The sequence below is a fragment of the Sulfitobacter sp. 1A15299 genome, from assembly GCF_043556915.1.
In the GTDB taxonomy this organism is placed as follows: Bacteria; Pseudomonadota; Alphaproteobacteria; order Rhodobacterales; family Rhodobacteraceae; genus Sulfitobacter.
In genome coordinates this window covers 1-18,215 of sequence record NZ_JBIFFJ010000008.1, presented here as the reverse complement: position 1 = coordinate 18,215, position 18,215 = coordinate 1, and the positions used below count along the sequence as shown (strand labels likewise).

Genomic DNA, 18,215 nt, shown 5'->3' with positions numbered 1-18,215 from the left:
GGGATTTTTTATGGTTCAAGGGTATCTCGGAAAAGACCCGCGCCCCCAAAGCATATGCAGGGGGCGGGGGCCGCCGATCACCCGGCGGCGCTGTCACCCTCGGCTTCATCCTCTTCGTTGCCTTGATCGGCGATCCAGGCCACGCTGACGACTTCTTCGTTTTTGCCGGTGCTGAACACTTTTACACCCCCTGCGCTGCGTGAGCGGAAAGAGATGCCTTCGACCGGCACGCGGATCGACTGGCCCTTGGAGGTCGCCAGCATCACCTGGTCGGACATTTCCACCGGGAAACAGGCGACGATGGGGCCGTGGGCCATGGCCTTGGTCCATGCGGTCACGCCCATGCCTCCGCGGCCCCGCACGGGGTAGTCGTGGGCGGAGGAAACCTTGCCCGCGCCCTTGGCGGTGATCGTCAGGATCAGATCCTCGGCGGCGGACATTTCGGCATAACGCTCGGTGCTGAGCTGTCCGGCTTGAACCTGCTCTTCCTCGTCGTCGCTGCTGTCGTCGTCGGTCAGCCCCGCCATCAGACGGCGCTGTTTGAGATAGGCGACACGCTCTTCGGAACTTGCTTCGAAATGACGGATTACGGACATGGAGACGAGGTTGTCTCCCTCGCCCAGACGGATGCCGCGTACACCGACGGAGTTGCGCGAGTTGAAGACCCGCACATCGGTCGCCGGGAAGCGGATCGCACGGCCCGCGTCGGTGACTAGCATCACGTCATCATCGTTCGAGGCAATGCGCGCGTTGATCAGCGTGGTGCCCTCATGCTCGCCTTCGAATTTCATGGCGATCTTGCCGTTGGCCTTCACATTGGTGAAGTCCGACAGTTTGTTGCGCCGCACCGTTCCGGCAGAGGTGGCAAAGATCACCTGAAGATCGTCCCATTCCTTTTCGTCCCGGTCCACGGGCATGATTGCGGCGATGGAGACGCCGGTGGGGATGGGCAGGATGTTGACGATGGCCTTGCCCTTGGCGGTGCGCGCGCCCTGCGGCAGGCGCCATGTCTTCAGCTTGTAGACCATCCCGTCGGTGGTGAAGAACAAAAGCTGTGTATGGGTATTGGCGACGAAGAGGTTGGTGACGACATCCTCTTCCTTGGTTTGCATGCCCGAGACACCCTTGCCGCCGCGGCGCTGCGCGCGGAAGTCGGCCAAGGGCGTGCGCTTGATGTAGCCGCCGGAGGTGACGGTCACGACCATCTCCTCGCGGGCGATCAGGTCTTCGTCGTCCATGTCGCCCGACCAGTCAACGATCTCAGTCCGGCGCGGCACGGCGAATTGGTCGCGCACCTCGCGCAGTTCGTCGGAAATAATGCCGAGGATACGCTCGCGGCTCCCGAGGATCTCGAGGTATTCTTTGATCTTACCCGCCAGTTCTTCCAGCTCGTCGGTCACTTCCTTGACGCCGATCTGCGTGAGGCGCTGTAGCCGCAGTTCCAGAATGGCGCGGGCCTGCGCTTCGGAAAGGTTGTAGGTGCCGTCATCGTTCGCCGTATGGGTCGGATCGTCGATGAGCGCGATATAGGGCAGAATATCTGCGGCGGGCCAGCGCCGGGTCATCAACTTCTCGCGCGCCTCGGCGGCATCGGCAGAAGAACGGATGGTGGCCACGACCTCATCGATATTGGTAACGGCGACCGCGAGACCGCAGAGAATATGGCTGCGCTCGCGCGCCTTGCGCAGCAGGTAAGCGGTGCGGCGCGCCACGACATCTTCGCGGAAGTCGATGAAGTAGCTGAGGAATTTGCGCAAGGTCAGCTGTTCGGGCCGGCCGCCGTTGAGCGCCAGCATGTTGCAGCCGAAATAGGTCTGCATCGGCGTGAAGCGGTAAAGCTGGTTCATCACCACTTCGGCGGTGGCGTCGCGTTTGAGCTCGATCACCACGCGCACGCCGTTGCGGTCGCTTTCGTCCTGAACGTGGGCGATGCCTTCGATCTTCTTCTCGCGAACCTGTTCGGCGATCTTTTCGATCATCGTGGCTTTGTTGACCTGATAGGGAATCTCGTCGATGACGATGGCCCAGCGGTCTTTGCGGATTTCCTCGACCCGGGTCTTGGCGCGGATCACCACGCTGCCGCGGCCCTCGAGGTAGGCTTTGCGCGCGCCGGAGCGGCCCAGCATGATGCCGCCCGTGGGGAAGTCGGGGCCGGGGACATAGTCGATAAGTTGTTCCGAGGTCAGGTCCGGATCGTCGATCAGCGCGAGGCAGGCATCCACCACCTCGCCGAGGTTATGCGGCGGGATGTTGGTCGCCATGCCGACAGCGATGCCGCCCGCGCCATTGACCAGCATGTTGGGAAAACGCGCGGGCAGAACCGTGGGTTCCTGCTGCTTGCCGTCGTAGTTGTCTTGAAAATCGACGGTTTCCTTGTCGATATCCGCCAAGAGATAGGCGGCGGGCTTGTCCATCCGCACTTCGGTGTAGCGCATCGCCGCCGGGTTATCGCCGTCCATCGAGCCGAAGTTGCCCTGACCGTCCAGAAGCGGCAGCGACATCGAGAAATCCTGCGCCATCCGCACCAGTGCGTCGTAAATCGCAGAGTCGCCATGCGGGTGGTACTGGCCCATCACGTCGCCCACCGGACGGGCGGACTTGCGGTAGGGTTTCTCGTGTGTGTTGCCGGTCTCATGCATTGCGTAGAGGATGCGGCGGTGCACCGGTTTCAAACCGTCGCGCAGATCGGGAATCGCGCGGCTGACGATCACGGACATCGCGTAGTCCAGATAGGACGTGCGCATTTCGTGTTCGATGGTCACCGACGGCCCGTGAAAGATGGGTTTTTCGTCTGCGTTTTCAGGGGTATCCGGCGTATCGGTCACGTATCTTGCCCACCATTTTTATGGTTCTATATCTTGGGGTTTTCTATAGCAGACGGGGCATATCAGGTGCAATGGCTGTGGCCGAAACGCACTGGCAGCACTTGGGGTGAAGTGCCAACATACTGTTTTCATTGAAAAGTAATTCCGACCGCGCAAACTTGTTCTACAGAGGCAGCAAGGGAGGCGCAACATGCCCCGCAGTGAAACCGAATTGATGCTAAAAGGTTACGGGCTGACCACGGCAGAGTTCTTTTACCACATGCCCGATTATAGCCATGTGCTGAACAGTTATATCTGGCAGGAATACGACATCGCACCGGACCATCCGCGTCTGTTCGAATTCGTCGAATTCTGGCGCGCGGAGTTGGACGGCCCGCTGCATTCGGTCCGTTTCACCCATCGCAAGTTGATCGGCCCCGGCGAATGGCAAAACCAAGTGGGTGAATTCACGCTACATTGAGCCTGCAGGCCGAAGGGCAGGGGCGTCAGCCCGAACAGCTCGCCCCGCCCAAAACGCAGAACTTCGCGCAGTGCGGGTGGTTCAGAGCCACGTCGCGTTCCGCCTCTGCCAAGGTGGTGCCGAGTTCAAACTCAGGGTCGTAGGGCAGAAGCGTGCAGGCCAGCACGGCGGGCTTCTCGGCTCCCTTGCGTTTGATCACCATACGGGAGGAGGCACACATCACAGCGTCGGGGGACTTGTCCAAAATGCCCCAACAGGCGGTGGTGATTTCGGGCACCTCGACGGCCTCGTCCATCTCGGGGAAAAGGACGGTCATGGCCGGGTCTTGCGCGTCGATGTCAAAGCCGTGTTCGGCGTAGAAGGCGGCATAGCCCGCGCGGCTGTCGGCATCGCTGTCGGCAAAGATCGACCGCCCCGCCACGGCCATGCGAAAGCCGTTGTCGCGCAGCCATTCCATGCCGATCAGGGTCTTGTCGAAGGCACCTGTCCCACGTTCCGCATCATGCAGGTCGCGGCGGTAGTGGTCGACGGAGATGCGGAAGGTCATCTTGCCGGGATAGCTCTCCTGTAGCCGCAAAAGCCCCTTTTGCACCGATTTGCGCATCATCGGACGCATGGCATTGGTCAGGATCAGCACCTCATACCCGCGCTCTAGCGAGGCTTCGGTGATCTCGATCATCTGGGGGTTCATGAAGGGCTCGCCGCCGGTGAAGGCGATCTCGCGCACCGGCCAGTTTCGCTCCTCGATCTGGTCGAGATAGTCGCGCACCTCATCCGCGGTGATATAGACCAGCGCGTCGTTCTTGGGGCTGGAGGCGATATAGCAGTTCACGCATTCGATGTTGCACAGGGTGCCTGTGTTGAACCAAAGCGTTTCCGCCCCGCGCAGGGCCACGGTGGCGCGGGGTTCCCCCTTGGCGGTGACCGCCGGGTTCTGGAACTTGCCCTCGTTTGCTTGCGCAATATCTTTCATGATTGTTCCTTGCGTGATCCCGTGTGTTCCTGTTGTGGTAAGCTATTGCGGCGCACCCTAAAAGTCCAAGCACCGGGGCGCACAGTCTTGTGATGTAGGGAAAAATAAGTATGTTTGCGCTAACTCTGCCATTCTGCCCGGACAAGGATTAATTAATGGTTTCGCGTGTTATCCCTGTCGACCCCTTCGATCTTGTCATCTTTGGCGGCACTGGCGATCTGGCCCGGCGCAAGATTTTGCCGGGGCTATACCGGCGGTATTGCGCGGGGCAAATGCCCGAAGAGGCGCGGATCATCGGCGCTGCGCGTACCGAGATGGACGCCGCAGGATACCGCGAGATGGTGGCCGAAGCGATCGAAGAGTTCGGCGGCAAAGACGCTTGCGACAACCTCGACGCCTTTCTGGCCAAGCTTCACTATGTCGCCATCGACGCACGCGGCGAGACCGGCTGGGCCGAGTTGCAAGAACTCATGTCCGGCAAGGACCGGATCGAGGTCTATTATTTCTCCGTCGCGCCGGGGCTTTTCGGCGATCTGGCCGAACGGTTGCAGCAATGGGGCATGGCGGGGGAGGAATGTCGCATTGTGGTGGAGAAACCCTTTGGCCGTGATCTGGAGAGCGCGCGCGCCCTCAACGCGACGCTGGCGACCTTTTTCAAAGAACAGCAGATCTACCGGATCGACCACTACCTCGGCAAAGAGACGGTGCAGAACCTCATGGCGGTGCGCTTTGGCAATATGCTGTTCGAGCCATTGTGGAACCGCCAATACGTCGACCACATCCAGATCACCGTGGCCGAGACGGTGGGCGTCGGCGGGCGTGGCGAGTACTACGACAAATCCGGCGCGATGCGGGATATGGTGCAGAACCACCTGATGCAACTCTTGTGCCTGATCGCCATGGAGCCGCCCGCGCGTTTCGACCCCGATGCAGTGCGCGACGAAAAGCTGAAAGTGATCCGCGCGATCGACCCGGTGCTGCCGCATCATCTGGTGCGTGGGCAGTATGAGGCCGAAGAGGGCAATGAGGAAGACGCCCCCAGCTACCGCGATGCCGTCGGCAACCCGCGTTCGCGGACCGAGAGTTTCGTGGCGTTGAAGGCCCATATCAGCAACTGGCGCTGGCATGGAACGCCGTTCTATCTGCGCACCGGCAAGCGCATGGTGGCGCGGTCGAGCGAGATCACGGTGGTCTTCAAAGACACGCCGCATTCGATCTTTGCCGAAGATGCAGGCCGCCATCGCAACGTGCTGTCGATCCGTTTGCAACCCAACGAGGGCATCACCCTTGGCGTGACGATCAAGGAACCGGGGCCGGGGGGCATGCGTCTGGTCGATGTGCCGCTCGACATGACCTTTGCCGAAGCGCTTGGCCCCGATGGGGGCGATCAGGTCGATGCCTATGAGCGGCTTATCATGGACGTGATCCGGGGCAACCAGACATTGTTCATGCGCGACGACGAGGTCGAGGCCGCCTGGGCCTGGACCGATCCGATCATCCAAGGTTGGGAGGCCCGTCACGACGTGCCCAAACCCTATGACAGCGGCTCGGCCGGGCCCACGGATGCGACAGAAATGATGCGGCGCGATGGCCGTGAATGGCGAAAGGTATCCCCATGAACATCATCGAATATGCGGACCGCGAAATGCTGGTGATGAATGTTGCCAACAAACTGGCAGGCAAACTGAAATCGGCGCTTTCGGGTAATGAGCGCGTCTCCTTTGCCGTGCCGGGGGGCTCTACGCCCGGGCCGATCTTTGAGATGCTCAGCGCCACCGATCTGGATTGGGACCGGGTGGATGTGATGCTGACGGACGAGCGTTGGGTCGATGAGCATGATCCCCTGTCGAACGCGCGTCTGGTGCGCGAGCATCTGCTGAACGACCGCGCCGCGGCGGCCCAGTTCATCCCCTTCTTTCGCCCCGGGCTTTCCCCGGGCGAGGGGGCAGAGGCGGTGGCCCCCAGTCTGACGGAGCATATGCCGATCTCTGTCCTGCTGCTTGGCATGGGCGACGACATGCACACCGCCTCGCTTTTTCCCGGCGACCCCAGCCTGCCTGACGCTTTGGCCGCCGATGCGCCGCTTCTGTGCCCGGTCTATCCCGAGGGCCAGCCGACCGCGCGGGTCACGCTGCCGGCGCATGTGCTCGACGGGGCGCTGAACAAACATCTCGTGATTTTCGGGGATGAGAAACGCGCCGCGCTTGAGCGCGCGCAGGGGCTTTCCTCCGAAGAGGCGCCGATCGCAGCGGTGCTTGATGAAATCGAAGTTTACTGGGCGGCATGATGAACATTTGGCAAGACCTTCAAGAGCGGCAGAATGCCGTGGCGGAGCGCAAGATCACGGCATTGTTCGATGACCCGAACCGGGCCGAGGACTTCTCGCTGCGCACGCAGCATATGCTGTTCGACTACGCCAAGACCAATATCGACACCGAGACCCGTGCGGCGCTGTTGCAACTGGTCGAAAACGCCAAGGTCACCGAGCGGCGCGACGCGATGTTCGCGGGCGCGCCGATCAATGAGACCGAGGGCCGCGCGGTGCTCCACACTGCGCTGCGCAATCTCGATGGCGGGGCGGTAAAGGTCGCGGGCGAAGATGTCATGCCGCAGGTGCGCGACACGCTGGCGCGGATGCGCAGCTTTGCCGATCAGGTGCGCGGTGGCGAGATCACCGATGTGGTCAACATTGGCATCGGCGGCTCTGACCTTGGCCCTGCCATGGCGACCCGCGCGCTGACACCCTATCACGATGGGCCGCGCTGCCACTTCGTCTCGAACGTCGATAGCGCGCATATCGCGGATACGCTGCGCGGGCTGGATGCCAAGAAAACACTTGTGATCGTGGCGTCCAAGACTTTCACCACCATCGAGACCATGACCAATGCACGCACGGCGCGGGCTTGGATGCGCGACCACGGCGGCGATCCGGCGACGCAATTCGCAGCCCTCAGCACCGCTGATGACAAGACCGCCGAGTTCGGGATCGACCCGGCTCGCGTTTTCGGTTTCGAGGATTGGGTCGGTGGGCGCTATTCCGTCTGGGGGCCGATTGGGCTTTCGCTGATGATCGCCATTGGCCCCAAGGCTTTCGACAGCTTCCTGCGCGGCGCGCAGGAGATGGACCGCCACTTCTGCGCCGCTGATCCGGCGGAGAATATGCCGATCCTTCTGGCGCTGGTGGGCATCTGGCACAATCAAATCTGCGGCCATGCCACCCGCGCGGTGCTGCCCTATGACCAACGGCTTGAGATGCTGCCCGATTACCTGCAACAGCTTGAGATGGAATCGAACGGTAAGGGCGTGCAGATGGACGGCACCGACAGCCCGCGCCACACCGGCCCGGTGGTCTGGGGGGCGGCGGGCACCAATGGGCAACACGCGTTCTATCAGTTGATCCACCAAGGCACACGGGTGATCCCTTGCGAGTTTCTGGTGGCGGCCAAGGGGCATGAGCCGGAGTTGCAGCACCACCACGATCTGCTCATTGCCAATTGCCTTGCCCAATCCGAGGCGCTGATGCGCGGGCGGTCTTTGGACGAAGCGCGCGCCATCATGCGCGACGCAGGGCTTTCGGGCGACGCGCTTGAGCGCCAAGCGCGCCACCGTGTTTTCCCCGGCAACCGGCCCTCGACCACGCTTGCCTATGAGACGCTTGATCCCTTCACGCTGGGACAGATCATCGCGCTCTATGAGCATCGCGTGTTCGTCGAAGGCGTGATCCTTGGCATTAACTCATTCGATCAATGGGGCGTGGAACTGGGCAAGGAACTGGCCAAATCGCTCCAACCGCTCGTCGAAGGTGAGGCCTCTGCCGAGGGAAAAGACGGCTCCACCGCCGGGCTGATCAGCTATATCCACCAGCATCGCGGCTAGGGGCTGCCCTGAGACCGGGAACGAGGCACCGCGCGGGAGGCAGCCGCCTGCGCGGTGCCATTGTCCTGTCCGTCAGCGCTATTCCGACTTGCCGGAGGGGAAGGCTTGCAACTGCACTGACCTTTGGACAGTCTCGAAGCAAATGATTGGAGGATCTTCATTATGCTTGGCCAAATGATGTCGCAGCCGCTGCTGATCTCAAGCCTGATTTCCCATGCCGAACGCTATCACCCCGAGGGGGAGATCATCTCGGTCTCGACCAGCGGCGGGGTCGAAGAGACGAACTGGGGGCAGGTGGCCGAGAATGCGCGGCGTTTGGGCGCGGCCCTGACCGATCTGGGCCTCTCGCCGCAGGCGCGCTGCGGGACCATCGCATGGAACAACCGGCGGCATCTGGAGATCTACTTCGGCACCTCCGGCGCGGGCTTTGTCTGTCATACGATCAACCCGCGGCTCTTTGCCGATCAACTGATTTACATCCTCAACCATGCCGCGGATGAGGTGCTCTTCATCGACAAGACCTTCGTGCCGCTCGTCGCCGCGATCCGCGACAAGCTGGAGCATCTCAAGCATCTCGTGTTGATGTCCGGCCCTGATGCCGAGGCCGCCGAGGCGCTGCCGGGGCTGGTCTTCTACGACGAATTGGTGGCTTCGGGCGATGCTGGGTTTGATTGGCCCGATCTGGATGAGAACACGGCGTCAAGCCTGTGCTACACCTCTGGCACCACGGGCAACCCCAAGGGCGTGCTCTATTCTCACCGCTCGACCGTGTTGCATTCCTTCGGCATCAACATGGCCGACAGCATTGCGATCTCTGCGCGGGACATCGTGATGGCCGTGGTGCCGATGTTCCATGTCAACGCTTGGGGCTGCCCCTATGCCAGTGCGATGACCGGCGCGCGGATGGTGCTGCCGGGGCCGAACCTCGATGGGGCGTCATTGGTGGGTCTGATCGACACCTACCGCGTTTCCTTGGCACTTGGCGTGCCGACGATCTGGCAGGGGCTCTTGGCGGCGGCAAAGAAATCCGGCAGCGCACTCCCCAGCCTAGAGCGTACCGTGGTCGGCGGGTCGGCCTGTCCGCCGTCGATGATCAAGACCTTCCGCGAAGACTATGGGGTGGAGACCATCCACGCTTGGGGGATGACCGAAATGTCGCCGGTCGGCAGCGTCAACAAACCCTTGGCGAAACACGGTGAATTGCCCGAAGACGCACAGCATAAACTGCGCGAGAACCAAGGCCGCCCGGTCTTTGGCGTCGAACTTGAGATCTGGGACGACGCAGGCAAACCGTTGCCCCATGACGGCGAGACCCAAGGCGCGCTGGTCACCCGCGGGCATTGGATTTTGGATGCCTACTACCAATCCGACCGCGACAGCACCCTGCGCGATGGCTGGTTCGACACCGGCGATATCGCGACGATGGACGCCGACGGCTATATCACCATCCGGGACCGCGCCAAGGACATCATCAAGTCAGGCGGCGAATGGATCAGTTCGGTCGAGTTAGAGAATATCGCCATAGCCCATCCCCAGCTGGCCGACGCTGCCGTCATCGGGGCCACCCATCCCAAATGGGACGAGCGCCCCGTTCTGGTCGCGGTAAAGGCCGAAGGGGCCGATCCGTCAGAGGCGGATATCCTCAAGATTTTCGAGGATCAGATCGCCAAATGGCAGGTGCCCGACAGGGTAGTTTTCGCCGAGGCGCTGCCGCGCAATGCCACGGGCAAAGTGCTGAAGCGCGACCTGCGGGACCGCTTTGGTGACGTGCTGATGCGGGGCGACAGCTAAGGCAGCCCGCCCCGGTCCGCGTTGGGCCGGGGCGGGCTGCCGTCACGCCGAGCGGCGCATCGCGCTATTGGCCACAGGGCGGGGCAGGGTCAGCCGGAAGGTGCTGCCCACGTCGAGTTTGCTTTCCAGCGACAGGCTGCCGCCATGCAGGCTGGCCAATTGCTCTGCAATCGCAAGGCCCAATCCCAAGCCGCCGTTCTCACGCGACATGGAGCCATCCACCTGCTGAAACCGCAGGAAGACCCGTTCGAGATTGTCCTCGGAAATACCGCAACCCGTGTCGGAGACCGAGAAGGTGATCTTTTCGGCATCCTGCTGCATTTGAAGATGAATATTGCCGCTGCGGGTGAATTTGATCGCGTTTGAAATGAGGTTGTAGAGGATCTGCCGCAGGCGCACCGGATCGGCATTGGCGAGGGCCGTGCCATTATCCTCATAGGTGAGCGTCAGCCCCTTGGCTTCGGCATCCGGGCGCAGGTCATCGGCGACCGAGCGGGCGATCTCGCTGGTCTCGATCTCTTGCAGATCAAGCTCCATCTTGCCGCGCGCGACCTTGGTCCAATCCAACAGGTCTTCGACGAGGCGCAGCATATGTTTGGACGACCCCGCGATGCCGCCCGCTTGGTCAGAAACGAAGTTTTGGAACTCATCGACACTGTGGCGAATGTCGGGCGTGGCATTGGCGCTGTTGTTCAACGCGGTCTGCAAGCGCCGGGCTTGGGGCAGTTTCTCGGCATGTTGCAAGAAGGTGGCGCGGCCCGAGATCACGGTCAGCGGCGTGCGCAGCTCATGGCTGACGTTGTTGAGGAATTCGGTCTTTTCACGGTCCGCCGCCTTGGCCGCGTCGAGCGCGCGTTTCTCGGCCGTTACATCGGTCCAGATGCCCACGGTATAGCCATGCGGCGTGCGCGATTCCGTGACCTTGAGCCAGAAGTTATCCGACACCTCAAGGATGAAAGCGCCTGTCGGGTTGCGGAAGCGGGCGAGACGTTTGGCGATCCATGCCTCGCGCTCTTCGACCTTCTCGGGGTGCTGATGGCGGGCGACCCAATGGCGCAACAGCGCTTCGATGGTTTTGCCGGGAATCAGAAGGTCAGCGATTTCAGGGTGATACTCCAGAAACTTGCTGTTGACGGTGACAAGGCGCTCTTTCTCGTCAAAGGCGATGAACCCCTCTTGGATCGAGCCGATGCCTTCGGCCAATAGCGCATGGGCTTCCTGTTTTTTCAACGTGACCCGGCGAAAGGCCCAGAGACCTGCCATCAGCGCGATGGTCGCGATCAAAGCGAAGGCCACGAGGTAGGGGCTTTGCGGGGCATAGGGGGGCAGACCGTTGGCAGGGCTGGCCGTCGCCTCCCAGGTCTTGCCCAGAAGCTCAAACCGGGTGCGTACGGGGGCGGTGGGGTCGACCGTCGCAGGCTCGATCTCGGGCGGCATGACGCCCGTGGGGAAGGCGCGCAGGCTGTAGATGTAGTCGGCGGCCTGATGCGGGTTTTGATGCGGCTCGAACAGCCGGTCGGGCTGGAAGACGATGGACATCACCCCCCAAAAGCGTGGCGCGCCCAGTCCGATGGGGCGCTCAAACACCGGGTAGTGCATGATATAGCCCTTGCCGCCTTGAACCAGGTTCAGCGGCCCTTCGATGGTCGGGCTTTGGCGGCGGTAGGCATTGGCGACACCGGAAAGCTGCGTTGGAATGTTCTTGTATTCCAATCCGATAACCCCGGCATTCGGGGTCTTGGGATAGCTATGGGTGATCTTGAGGTCCGGGGCGAGGGCGAAGGCCTGAATGCCGGGGTTCCGGTCGCGCAACTCCTTGACCAGCAGTTCGATCTTCTTGTCTTTGAAGGCCTCGCCGGAGAGCAGGATGTTCTCGATGTTCTTGGTGACCAGAATGGTCTCTTGGAACTGATGCTGCACTTGATTGGTGACTTCATGCAGCGTTTGCCGGGCATCCTGACGGATGCTGGCGATATGCTGCTCGTAATCCAGCTTGACGATCGAATAGCTGATGCCAGCGACACAGCAAAGCACGATGAAGTTGACGATGATATACGCCTTGGAGGTCGCGTAGTCCCGAAACGCGTTTGCCACGCTTTTTTCCTTTGCCTCAATGCGCATCCGACATCGTTGGGCCATCTGCGCGTAAGTTACTTCCCTGTTGATTGCTACTTTTGCGGGCAATCATGGCGAAATTCGGACCAGAATGGGCTTTTCATGGGTGCGACCTTGGGGAACCCAGTGTGCCCTGCGCGGGGCCATCTGGCGGGGGCACGAAGGCGGAGGGGGAAAGCGTGGAGCGGGTAACGAGAATCGAACTCGTAACTAAAGCTTGGGAAGCTGCCGTGATACCTTTTCACCATACCCGCGCGCTGAGGGTGAGATAATCGGCGCGCGGGAGAAGGTCAAGTCAGGGTTTTATCGCGGTGACGAAATTGATCTCGGCGGGCAGGCGCAGGGGGCCGTCTTCCGCATAGGGGCGCAGGGCTTCGGCGATGGTTTGCCGAAGCTTTTCGACCTGTGCCGGGTCCGCCTCGAAATAATTGATCGCGCCGCTGGCCGGGCCGATTTCGCACATCTGTTGGGCAAGGTCATCGACCGTGCCCGCGGGGGTGAGGTCAAGCCGTGTGATCTTGCAGGCGATATCGACAAATCCCGCCTCGGCGAGGATCGCTACCACGCGTTCGGGGTCGCGAAAGGCGAAGGGGCCGGGGCCGTCGGGATCGCTTTTCGGCATGGCCCCGATGGTGTCCCGGGCGGCGCGGGCGGGCAGGGTGAAGAAAGGGTTTTCGGGGATCCGGCCCCAAGCGGCAAAGCTGAGCTTCGCGCCGGGGCAGAGTTGCGCGGCCATGCGGGTAAAGCTCAGGACCGGATCGGCAAAGAACATCACGCCGAAGCGCGAGATCAGCCGGTCATAGGGAGGGGAAAGCGCTAGCGTCGTCGCGTCACCATGGTGAAAGGCGACTTGAGGCAGGGCGGCAGCCCGTTGCCGCGCGAGGTCGAGCAGCGGGGCAGAGACATCGACGCCCAGTACCGCGCCCGCATTGCCCACCGCTTGGGCGGCGGCGAGACAGCCCGCCCCCGCGCCACAGCCAATGTCGAGCACCCTCAGCCCCGGTGCCAGTTCGGCCCGCGCCAGCACAGCGTCGAGCACCGGCTGCATCAGAATGTCCAACTCTGCCTGCCGCGCGGCCCATCTTCGGCCCGCAGAGGCGCTCCAGAATTCGACCTGATCGCTGTTGTCGGAGGCGCCCATCACGTCGTCTTTCTTCTGCGCCGACGCCCGCCGCGTTCGCTATCGCCGCTGCCGCCGGTGTTGAAGGTCACCTCTGGCAGGGCGACGAGGCTGTTGAGGATGGGGAAAGGCTCCACCGCATTGGGGATGGCCGAAGCATTGACGAAATGCTCCTGAAAGCGCGGCTCGACGGCGGTTTCGATCTTGTGGATCGCGCCCACGGTCGCCTCGATCTCGGCCCGGGCCTCGGTATTGAGCAGGGCGATCCGCGCGCCGGTGCCTGCGGCATTGCCCGCGCTGGTGACTTTGTCGAGCGGCGCGTCGGGGATCATGCCCAGCACCATCGCATGTTTGGGGCTGATATGGGCGCCGAAGGCTCCGGCCAGCACCACGCGGTCAACCTTGTCGACGCCGAATTTGTCCATCAGCAGCCGCGCGCCGGAATAGAGCGCGGCCTTGGCCATCTGGATTTCGCGGATGTCGCGGTTGGTCACCGTGATCTTGGGTCCGCCCTTTTCGGTGCCGTCATAGACCAGATAGCTGTTGGTGCGCCCATCGGCAAAGACCGAGGCCGAGCCCGTCTGCGCAGCACTGCCGATCAGCCCCGGCGCGTCGACGATGCCGTGAATGCGCATCTCGGCGACCATTTCGATAATGCCGGAGCCGCAGATGCCCGTGACGCCGGTGCTTGCCACCGCCTCTTCAAAGCCGTCCTCGTCGGACCAGAGGTCACAGCCGATCACCTTGAACCGCGCCACCTTGGTTTCTGGGTCGATCTCGACCCGCTCGATCGCGCCGGGGGCCGCCCGTTGGCCCGAACTGATCTGCGCGCCCTCGAACGCGGGGCCGGTGGGGGAGGAGCAGGCCAGCACCTTTTCCTTGTTGCCCAGCAGGATCTCCGCATTGGTGCCCACATCGACCACCAGCATCAACTCGTCGGATTTCTCAGGCGCCTCGGACAGGGCGACGGCGGCGGCATCCGCGCCGACATGGCCCGCGATGCAGGGCAGCAGATAGACACGGGCCGAGGGGTGGATGTTCAGGTCCAAATCCTCGGCCCGCAGACGCAGCGCGCCAGAGGTCGCGAGCGCGAAGGGCGCTTGGCCCAACTCGAAGGGGTCGATGCCCAGCAGCAGGTGGTGCATCACCGGGTTGCAGACGAAGACCGCATCGACGATCAGATCGGGCGCGACATTCCCCTCGGCGGCGATCTGGGTGAAAAGCGCAGCCATCCCCTCGCGCACCGCGCGGGTCATCTCCTGCGCGCCGTCGGGGTTCATCATGGAATAGCTGACCCGGCTCATCAGGTCTTCGCCGAAACGAATTTGCGGGTTCATCACACCGGAAGAGGCCATGACCTCACCGGTTTGCAGATCGCACAGATGCGCCGCGATGGTGGTTGAGCCGAGATCGACCGCCAGACCATAGACCGTGCCCTCGTAATACCCCGGGCAGATGTTCATGATCCGCGCGGCATTCTCCTGATCGCCCAGATGGACGGCGACCGTGACCTTCCAATCGCCCTTGCGCAGAACCGGCTGCATCATTTGCAGGATGTGCAGATCGGCGGTGACTTTCTCCAGCTTCCACTGCTCGGCCAGCGCGGCCCGGAGGCGCTCCAGATCGCCCGAGGGTTCGTGCATGTCGGGCTCCGTGACCTCGACGTAGAAGAGTTTGACCGACGGGTTCAGCACGATCTCCCGCGCCTCGGCGCGTTTGCGCACGACCTGTTTGTGCACTTGGCTCTCTGGCGGCACGTCGATCACCACGTCGCCCTGCACCGTCGCCTGACAGCCCAGACGACGGCCCGCCTTCAGGCCCCGCTTCTCGTCATAGCGTTCTTCCACCGCGTTCCATGGGCTCAGCGCGTCAGGCGCGACGGTCACCCCGTGTTTCGAGAACTGCCCATAGCCCGGCGAGACCTGACATTTCGAACAGATGCCGCGCCCGCCGCAGACCGAGTCCAGATCGACACCCAACTGCCGCGCGGCGGTCAGCACCGGGGTGCCTTTGGGAAAGCGCCCTCTCTTGCCGGAGGGCGTGAAAATCACGAGGGGGTCACTGCTCATCGGGGCCGTCCTTTGTTTCTTTGCGACACCATAGCGTGCCGCGCGGCGGGGGAAAGATGCGGGGCGGCAATTCATGCCGCGCCCGCGTCATTCCCGGTCTGTGGCTTACGCGGGGGAATAGGCCTTTCCAATCCCGGCCATCCGTGAAATAGGAAACCGCCAAATGAACCCATCCAGACCCGAGGTGTTAAATGGAGATTCGTGAGGCCCTGACCTTTGATGACGTCCTGCTGGTTCCCGCAGCGTCTTCTGTGTTGCCGTCCACCGCAGACACGCGAACCCGCGTCACGCAGAGCATCGCGCTCAATATCCCGCTGCTCAGCTCGGCCATGGATACGGTGACCGAAAGCCGCATGGCCATTGCACTGGCGCAGGCCGGGGGCATGGGGGTGGTGCACCGCAACCTCACGATCGAAGAACAGGCCCGCGAAGTACGCCGGGTGAAACGCTTTGAATCCGGCATCGTTTACAACCCGATCACCCTGCGCCCGGACCAGACGCTGGCGGATGCCAAGGCTTTGCAAGAACGCTACCGTGTGACCGGCTTCCCGGTGGTGGACGAAAATGGCCGCGTGCTGGGCATCGTGACCAACCGCGACATGCGTTTTGCCTCTGACGACCGCACGCCGGTGTCGGTCATGATGACCTCCGACCGGCTGGCGATCCTGCAAGAGCCTGCCGACCGGGACGAGGCGATCAGCCTGATGAAATCGCGCCGGATCGAGAAGTTGCTGGTTACGGATGCCAGCGGCAAGCTTACCGGGCTGCTGACCCTGCGCGACACTGAACAGGCGGTGCTGAACCCCACTGCCTGCAAAGATGACTTGGGCCGCTTGCGCGTCGCTGCGGCGACGACAGTGGGCGACGCGGGCTTCGAGCGCTCGGAGGCGCTGGTCGATGCCGGCGTCGATATGATCGTGGTCGACACCGCCCATGGCCATTCCGAAGGCGTGGCCCATGCGGTGACCCGCGCCAAGAAACAGTTCGGCGATGTGCAGGTCGTCGCGGGCAATGTGGCCACCGGCGACGCCACCCGCGCGCTGATCGACGCGGGCGCCGATGCAGTCAAGGTCGGCATCGGTCCAGGCTCCATCTGCACCACGCGGATGGTCGCGGGGGTGGGCGTGCCGCAACTGACCGCCATCATGGACTGCGTGGCCGCTGCGGGCGACGTGCCGATCATAGCCGACGGCGGCATCAAGTTCTCCGGCGATTTCGCCAAGGCGATTGCCGCCGGTGCCTCCTGTGCCATGGTCGGAAGCATGATCGCTGGCACCGACGAAAGCCCCGGCGAAGTCGTTCTTTATCAAGGCCGTAGCTTCAAAAGCTACCGTGGCATGGGCAGCATGGGCGCCATGGCGCGCGGCTCGGCAGACCGGTATTTCCAGAAAGACGCCGCCTCTGACAAACTGGTGCCCGAAGGGATCGAAGGTCAGGTGCCCTACAAGGGCAGCGCGGGCAATGTGTTGCACCAATTGGTCGGCGGTCTGCGCGCGGCCATGGGCTATACCGGTTGCGCCACGGTCGATGAGATGCGCCGCAATTGCAGCTTCGTGAAGATCACCGGCGCGGGGCTGAAGGAAAGCCATGTGCACGATGTCCAGATCACCCGCGAAAGCCCGAATTACCGGATCGGTTAACCCATGAAGCAACGGCCCGCGGGCCGTTCTTTGCCAGAAGGAAGATGCCATGACCCCCGGCGCGCGCGTATCGGCTGCGATAGAAGTTCTGGACGCAATTGCCGGGGGGCTGGCCGCCGAACAGGCGCTGACCCGATGGGCACGTCAAAGCCGTTTCGCAGGATCCAAGGACCGTGCCGGCGTGCGCGATCATGTGTTCGACGTGCTGCGCCAGAAACGCAGCGCGGCGCATTACGGCAAGGGGGAGACGGGCCGCGCGCTGATGATCGGTGTGCTGCGCGGGCAGGGGGGCGACCTTGACGCGCTCTTCTCAGGGGCGGGCCATGCGCCTGCGCCGCTGTCCGAGGATGAGCGGGCTATCCCGCCAGCGCCCGAGGATCGCGCAACGCGGCTGAACCTGCCCGACTGGCTGCTGCCCCTGTTCGATACGGCGCTTGGGGAGACTGCGGATGCCGTAGCCCTCGCGCTTCAAGAGCGCGGGCCGATCTGCCTGCGGGTCAACACGGCACGGATCGCCGTGCCCGCGGCGCAAGAACTGCTGGCCGAAGAGGGTGTCCAAACCCGCGCCAACCCGCTTGCCGAGGCCGCGCTGACCGTGACCGAAGGCGCGCGGCGTATCCGAAATTCCGCCGCTTTCGCGGATGGTTATGTCGAACTGCAAGACGCGTCGAGCCAAGCAGTTGTCGCCGCGCTGCCGCAGGGGGGGCGGGTGCTCGACTACTGCGCCGGGGGTGGCGGCAAGGCCTTGGCCTTGGCCATGGACCCCCTGCGCGAGATCACGGCCCACGACATTGACCCCCGCAGGATGAGCGACCTTCCCCCCCGCGCCGATCGCGCGGGCGTCGCAATCTCCCTGGTCAATACCGATGAGGCCGCAGCGGGCGCGCCCTATGACATCGTTCTCTGCGATGCGCCCTGTTCCGGCTCCGGCGCATGGCGCCGCGCGGCAGAGGGAAAATGGACCCTGACCCCCGAACGTTTGACAGAACTGACGGCCATTCAGGATCAAATTCTCGATACGGCGGCAGGGCTTACCGCCCGTGACGGTGTCTTGGCCTACGCCACTTGTTCCCTGTTTCGAGAGGAGAACGAGGCGCGGGTCGAAGCCTTTCTCGCCCGCAACCCAGAATGGAAAGTCGTCCGCATGGACCGTTATGACGTGACCCCCGATGGCGACGGGTTCTTTTCAACACAGTTGACGCGCGAGTAAATTTACCCATAATCAACCAATGCGTGCAAACCGATTTCGGTTAAAGCCTGCTTAACCTCTGTCGCACGTAATAGTCGTATGATTCGGTTGTTAGGGGATGTGCGTGCAGCAGGGCGTTGGGCATTCAGGGATTGGG

At 62.7% G+C, this 18,215-nt stretch carries 12 protein-coding genes and 1 tRNA gene; 7 read left to right on the top strand and 6 right to left on the bottom strand.

The genetic code is table 11. The features are described from left to right. Nucleotides 1-77 precede the first annotated feature (77 nt). Nucleotides 78-2,825, bottom strand: coding sequence for a DNA gyrase subunit A (gene gyrA / locus ACGYK7_RS10605; RefSeq protein ID WP_394401981.1), 2,748 nt, complete (start codon nt 2,823-2,825; stop codon nt 78-80). Between the two features lie 190 nt (nt 2,826-3,015). Between gyrA and ACGYK7_RS10600 the strand changes: the two genes are divergently transcribed. Beyond that, nucleotides 3,016-3,285, top strand: coding sequence for an usg protein (locus ACGYK7_RS10600; RefSeq protein WP_394401979.1), 270 nt, complete (start codon nt 3,016-3,018; stop codon nt 3,283-3,285). A 25-nt stretch (nt 3,286-3,310) separates the two neighbouring features. Here ACGYK7_RS10600 and ACGYK7_RS10595 read toward each other — a convergent pair whose 3' ends face one another. Then, the gene (locus tag ACGYK7_RS10595; RefSeq protein WP_394401977.1) at nt 3,311-4,258 is read right to left on the bottom strand and encodes a radical SAM protein; all 948 of its coding nucleotides are present in this window, start codon (nt 4,256-4,258) and stop codon (nt 3,311-3,313) included. 155 nt (nt 4,259-4,413) lie between these two features. Between ACGYK7_RS10595 and zwf the strand changes: the two genes are divergently transcribed. From zwf to ACGYK7_RS10575, 4 genes are all read left to right on the top strand, one after another. Then, a complete protein-coding gene (zwf, locus tag ACGYK7_RS10590) occupies nt 4,414-5,877 on the top strand; it encodes a glucose-6-phosphate dehydrogenase (protein ID WP_394401974.1) in 1,464 nt (487 codons plus the stop codon). Then, nucleotides 5,874-6,545 carry a 6-phosphogluconolactonase gene (gene pgl, locus ACGYK7_RS10585; RefSeq protein ID WP_394401971.1) on the top strand — a complete coding sequence of 224 codons (672 nt, stop codon included), beginning with the start codon at nt 5,874-5,876 and terminating at the stop codon, nt 6,543-6,545. Before zwf ends, pgl begins: the two co-directional genes overlap by 4 nt. Further along, a complete protein-coding gene (pgi, locus tag ACGYK7_RS10580) occupies nt 6,542-8,134 on the top strand; it encodes a glucose-6-phosphate isomerase (RefSeq protein ID WP_394401968.1) in 1,593 nt (530 codons plus the stop codon). Before pgl ends, pgi begins: the two co-directional genes overlap by 4 nt. A gap of 162 nt (nt 8,135-8,296) precedes the next feature. Continuing rightward, complete coding sequence (locus tag ACGYK7_RS10575; protein ID WP_394401965.1) at nt 8,297-9,925, top strand: long-chain fatty acid--CoA ligase; 1,629 nt, start codon at nt 8,297-8,299, stop codon at nt 9,923-9,925. 42 nt (nt 9,926-9,967) lie between these two features. Here the strand turns inward: ACGYK7_RS10575 and ACGYK7_RS10570 are convergent, their stop codons facing one another. The 4 genes from ACGYK7_RS10570 to ACGYK7_RS10555 form a co-directional block, all read right to left on the bottom strand. Then, entirely contained in the window at nt 9,968-12,019 is a 2,052-nt protein-coding gene (locus tag ACGYK7_RS10570; RefSeq protein WP_394401962.1) for an ATP-binding protein, read from the bottom strand. Nucleotides 12,020-12,220: 201 nt separating this feature from the next. After that, nucleotides 12,221-12,294 (bottom strand) — tRNA-Gly (locus tag ACGYK7_RS10565). Nucleotides 12,295-12,335: 41 nt separating this feature from the next. After that, nucleotides 12,336-13,181 carry a class I SAM-dependent methyltransferase gene (locus ACGYK7_RS10560; protein WP_394401959.1) on the bottom strand — a complete coding sequence of 282 codons (846 nt, stop codon included), beginning with the start codon at nt 13,179-13,181 and terminating at the stop codon, nt 12,336-12,338. Continuing rightward, on the bottom strand, nt 13,181-15,229 hold the full coding sequence (locus ACGYK7_RS10555) for an ASKHA domain-containing protein (RefSeq protein WP_394401956.1): 2,049 nt from the start codon (nt 15,227-15,229) through the stop codon (nt 13,181-13,183). The genes ACGYK7_RS10560 and ACGYK7_RS10555 overlap by 1 nt, the downstream gene beginning before the upstream one ends. Nucleotides 15,230-15,420: 191 nt before the next feature. On the opposite strand from ACGYK7_RS10555, the gene guaB reads away from it, so the two are divergent. Together guaB and ACGYK7_RS10545 are read left to right on the top strand one after the other, a co-directional pair. Then, complete coding sequence (guaB, locus tag ACGYK7_RS10550) at nt 15,421-16,869, top strand: IMP dehydrogenase (RefSeq protein WP_394401955.1); 1,449 nt, start codon at nt 15,421-15,423, stop codon at nt 16,867-16,869. Nucleotides 16,870-16,918: 49 nt separating this feature from the next. Beyond that, on the top strand, nt 16,919-18,079 hold the full coding sequence (locus tag ACGYK7_RS10545; RefSeq protein WP_394401952.1) for an RsmB/NOP family class I SAM-dependent RNA methyltransferase: 1,161 nt from the start codon (nt 16,919-16,921) through the stop codon (nt 18,077-18,079). Nucleotides 18,080-18,215: the final 136 nt, after the last annotated feature.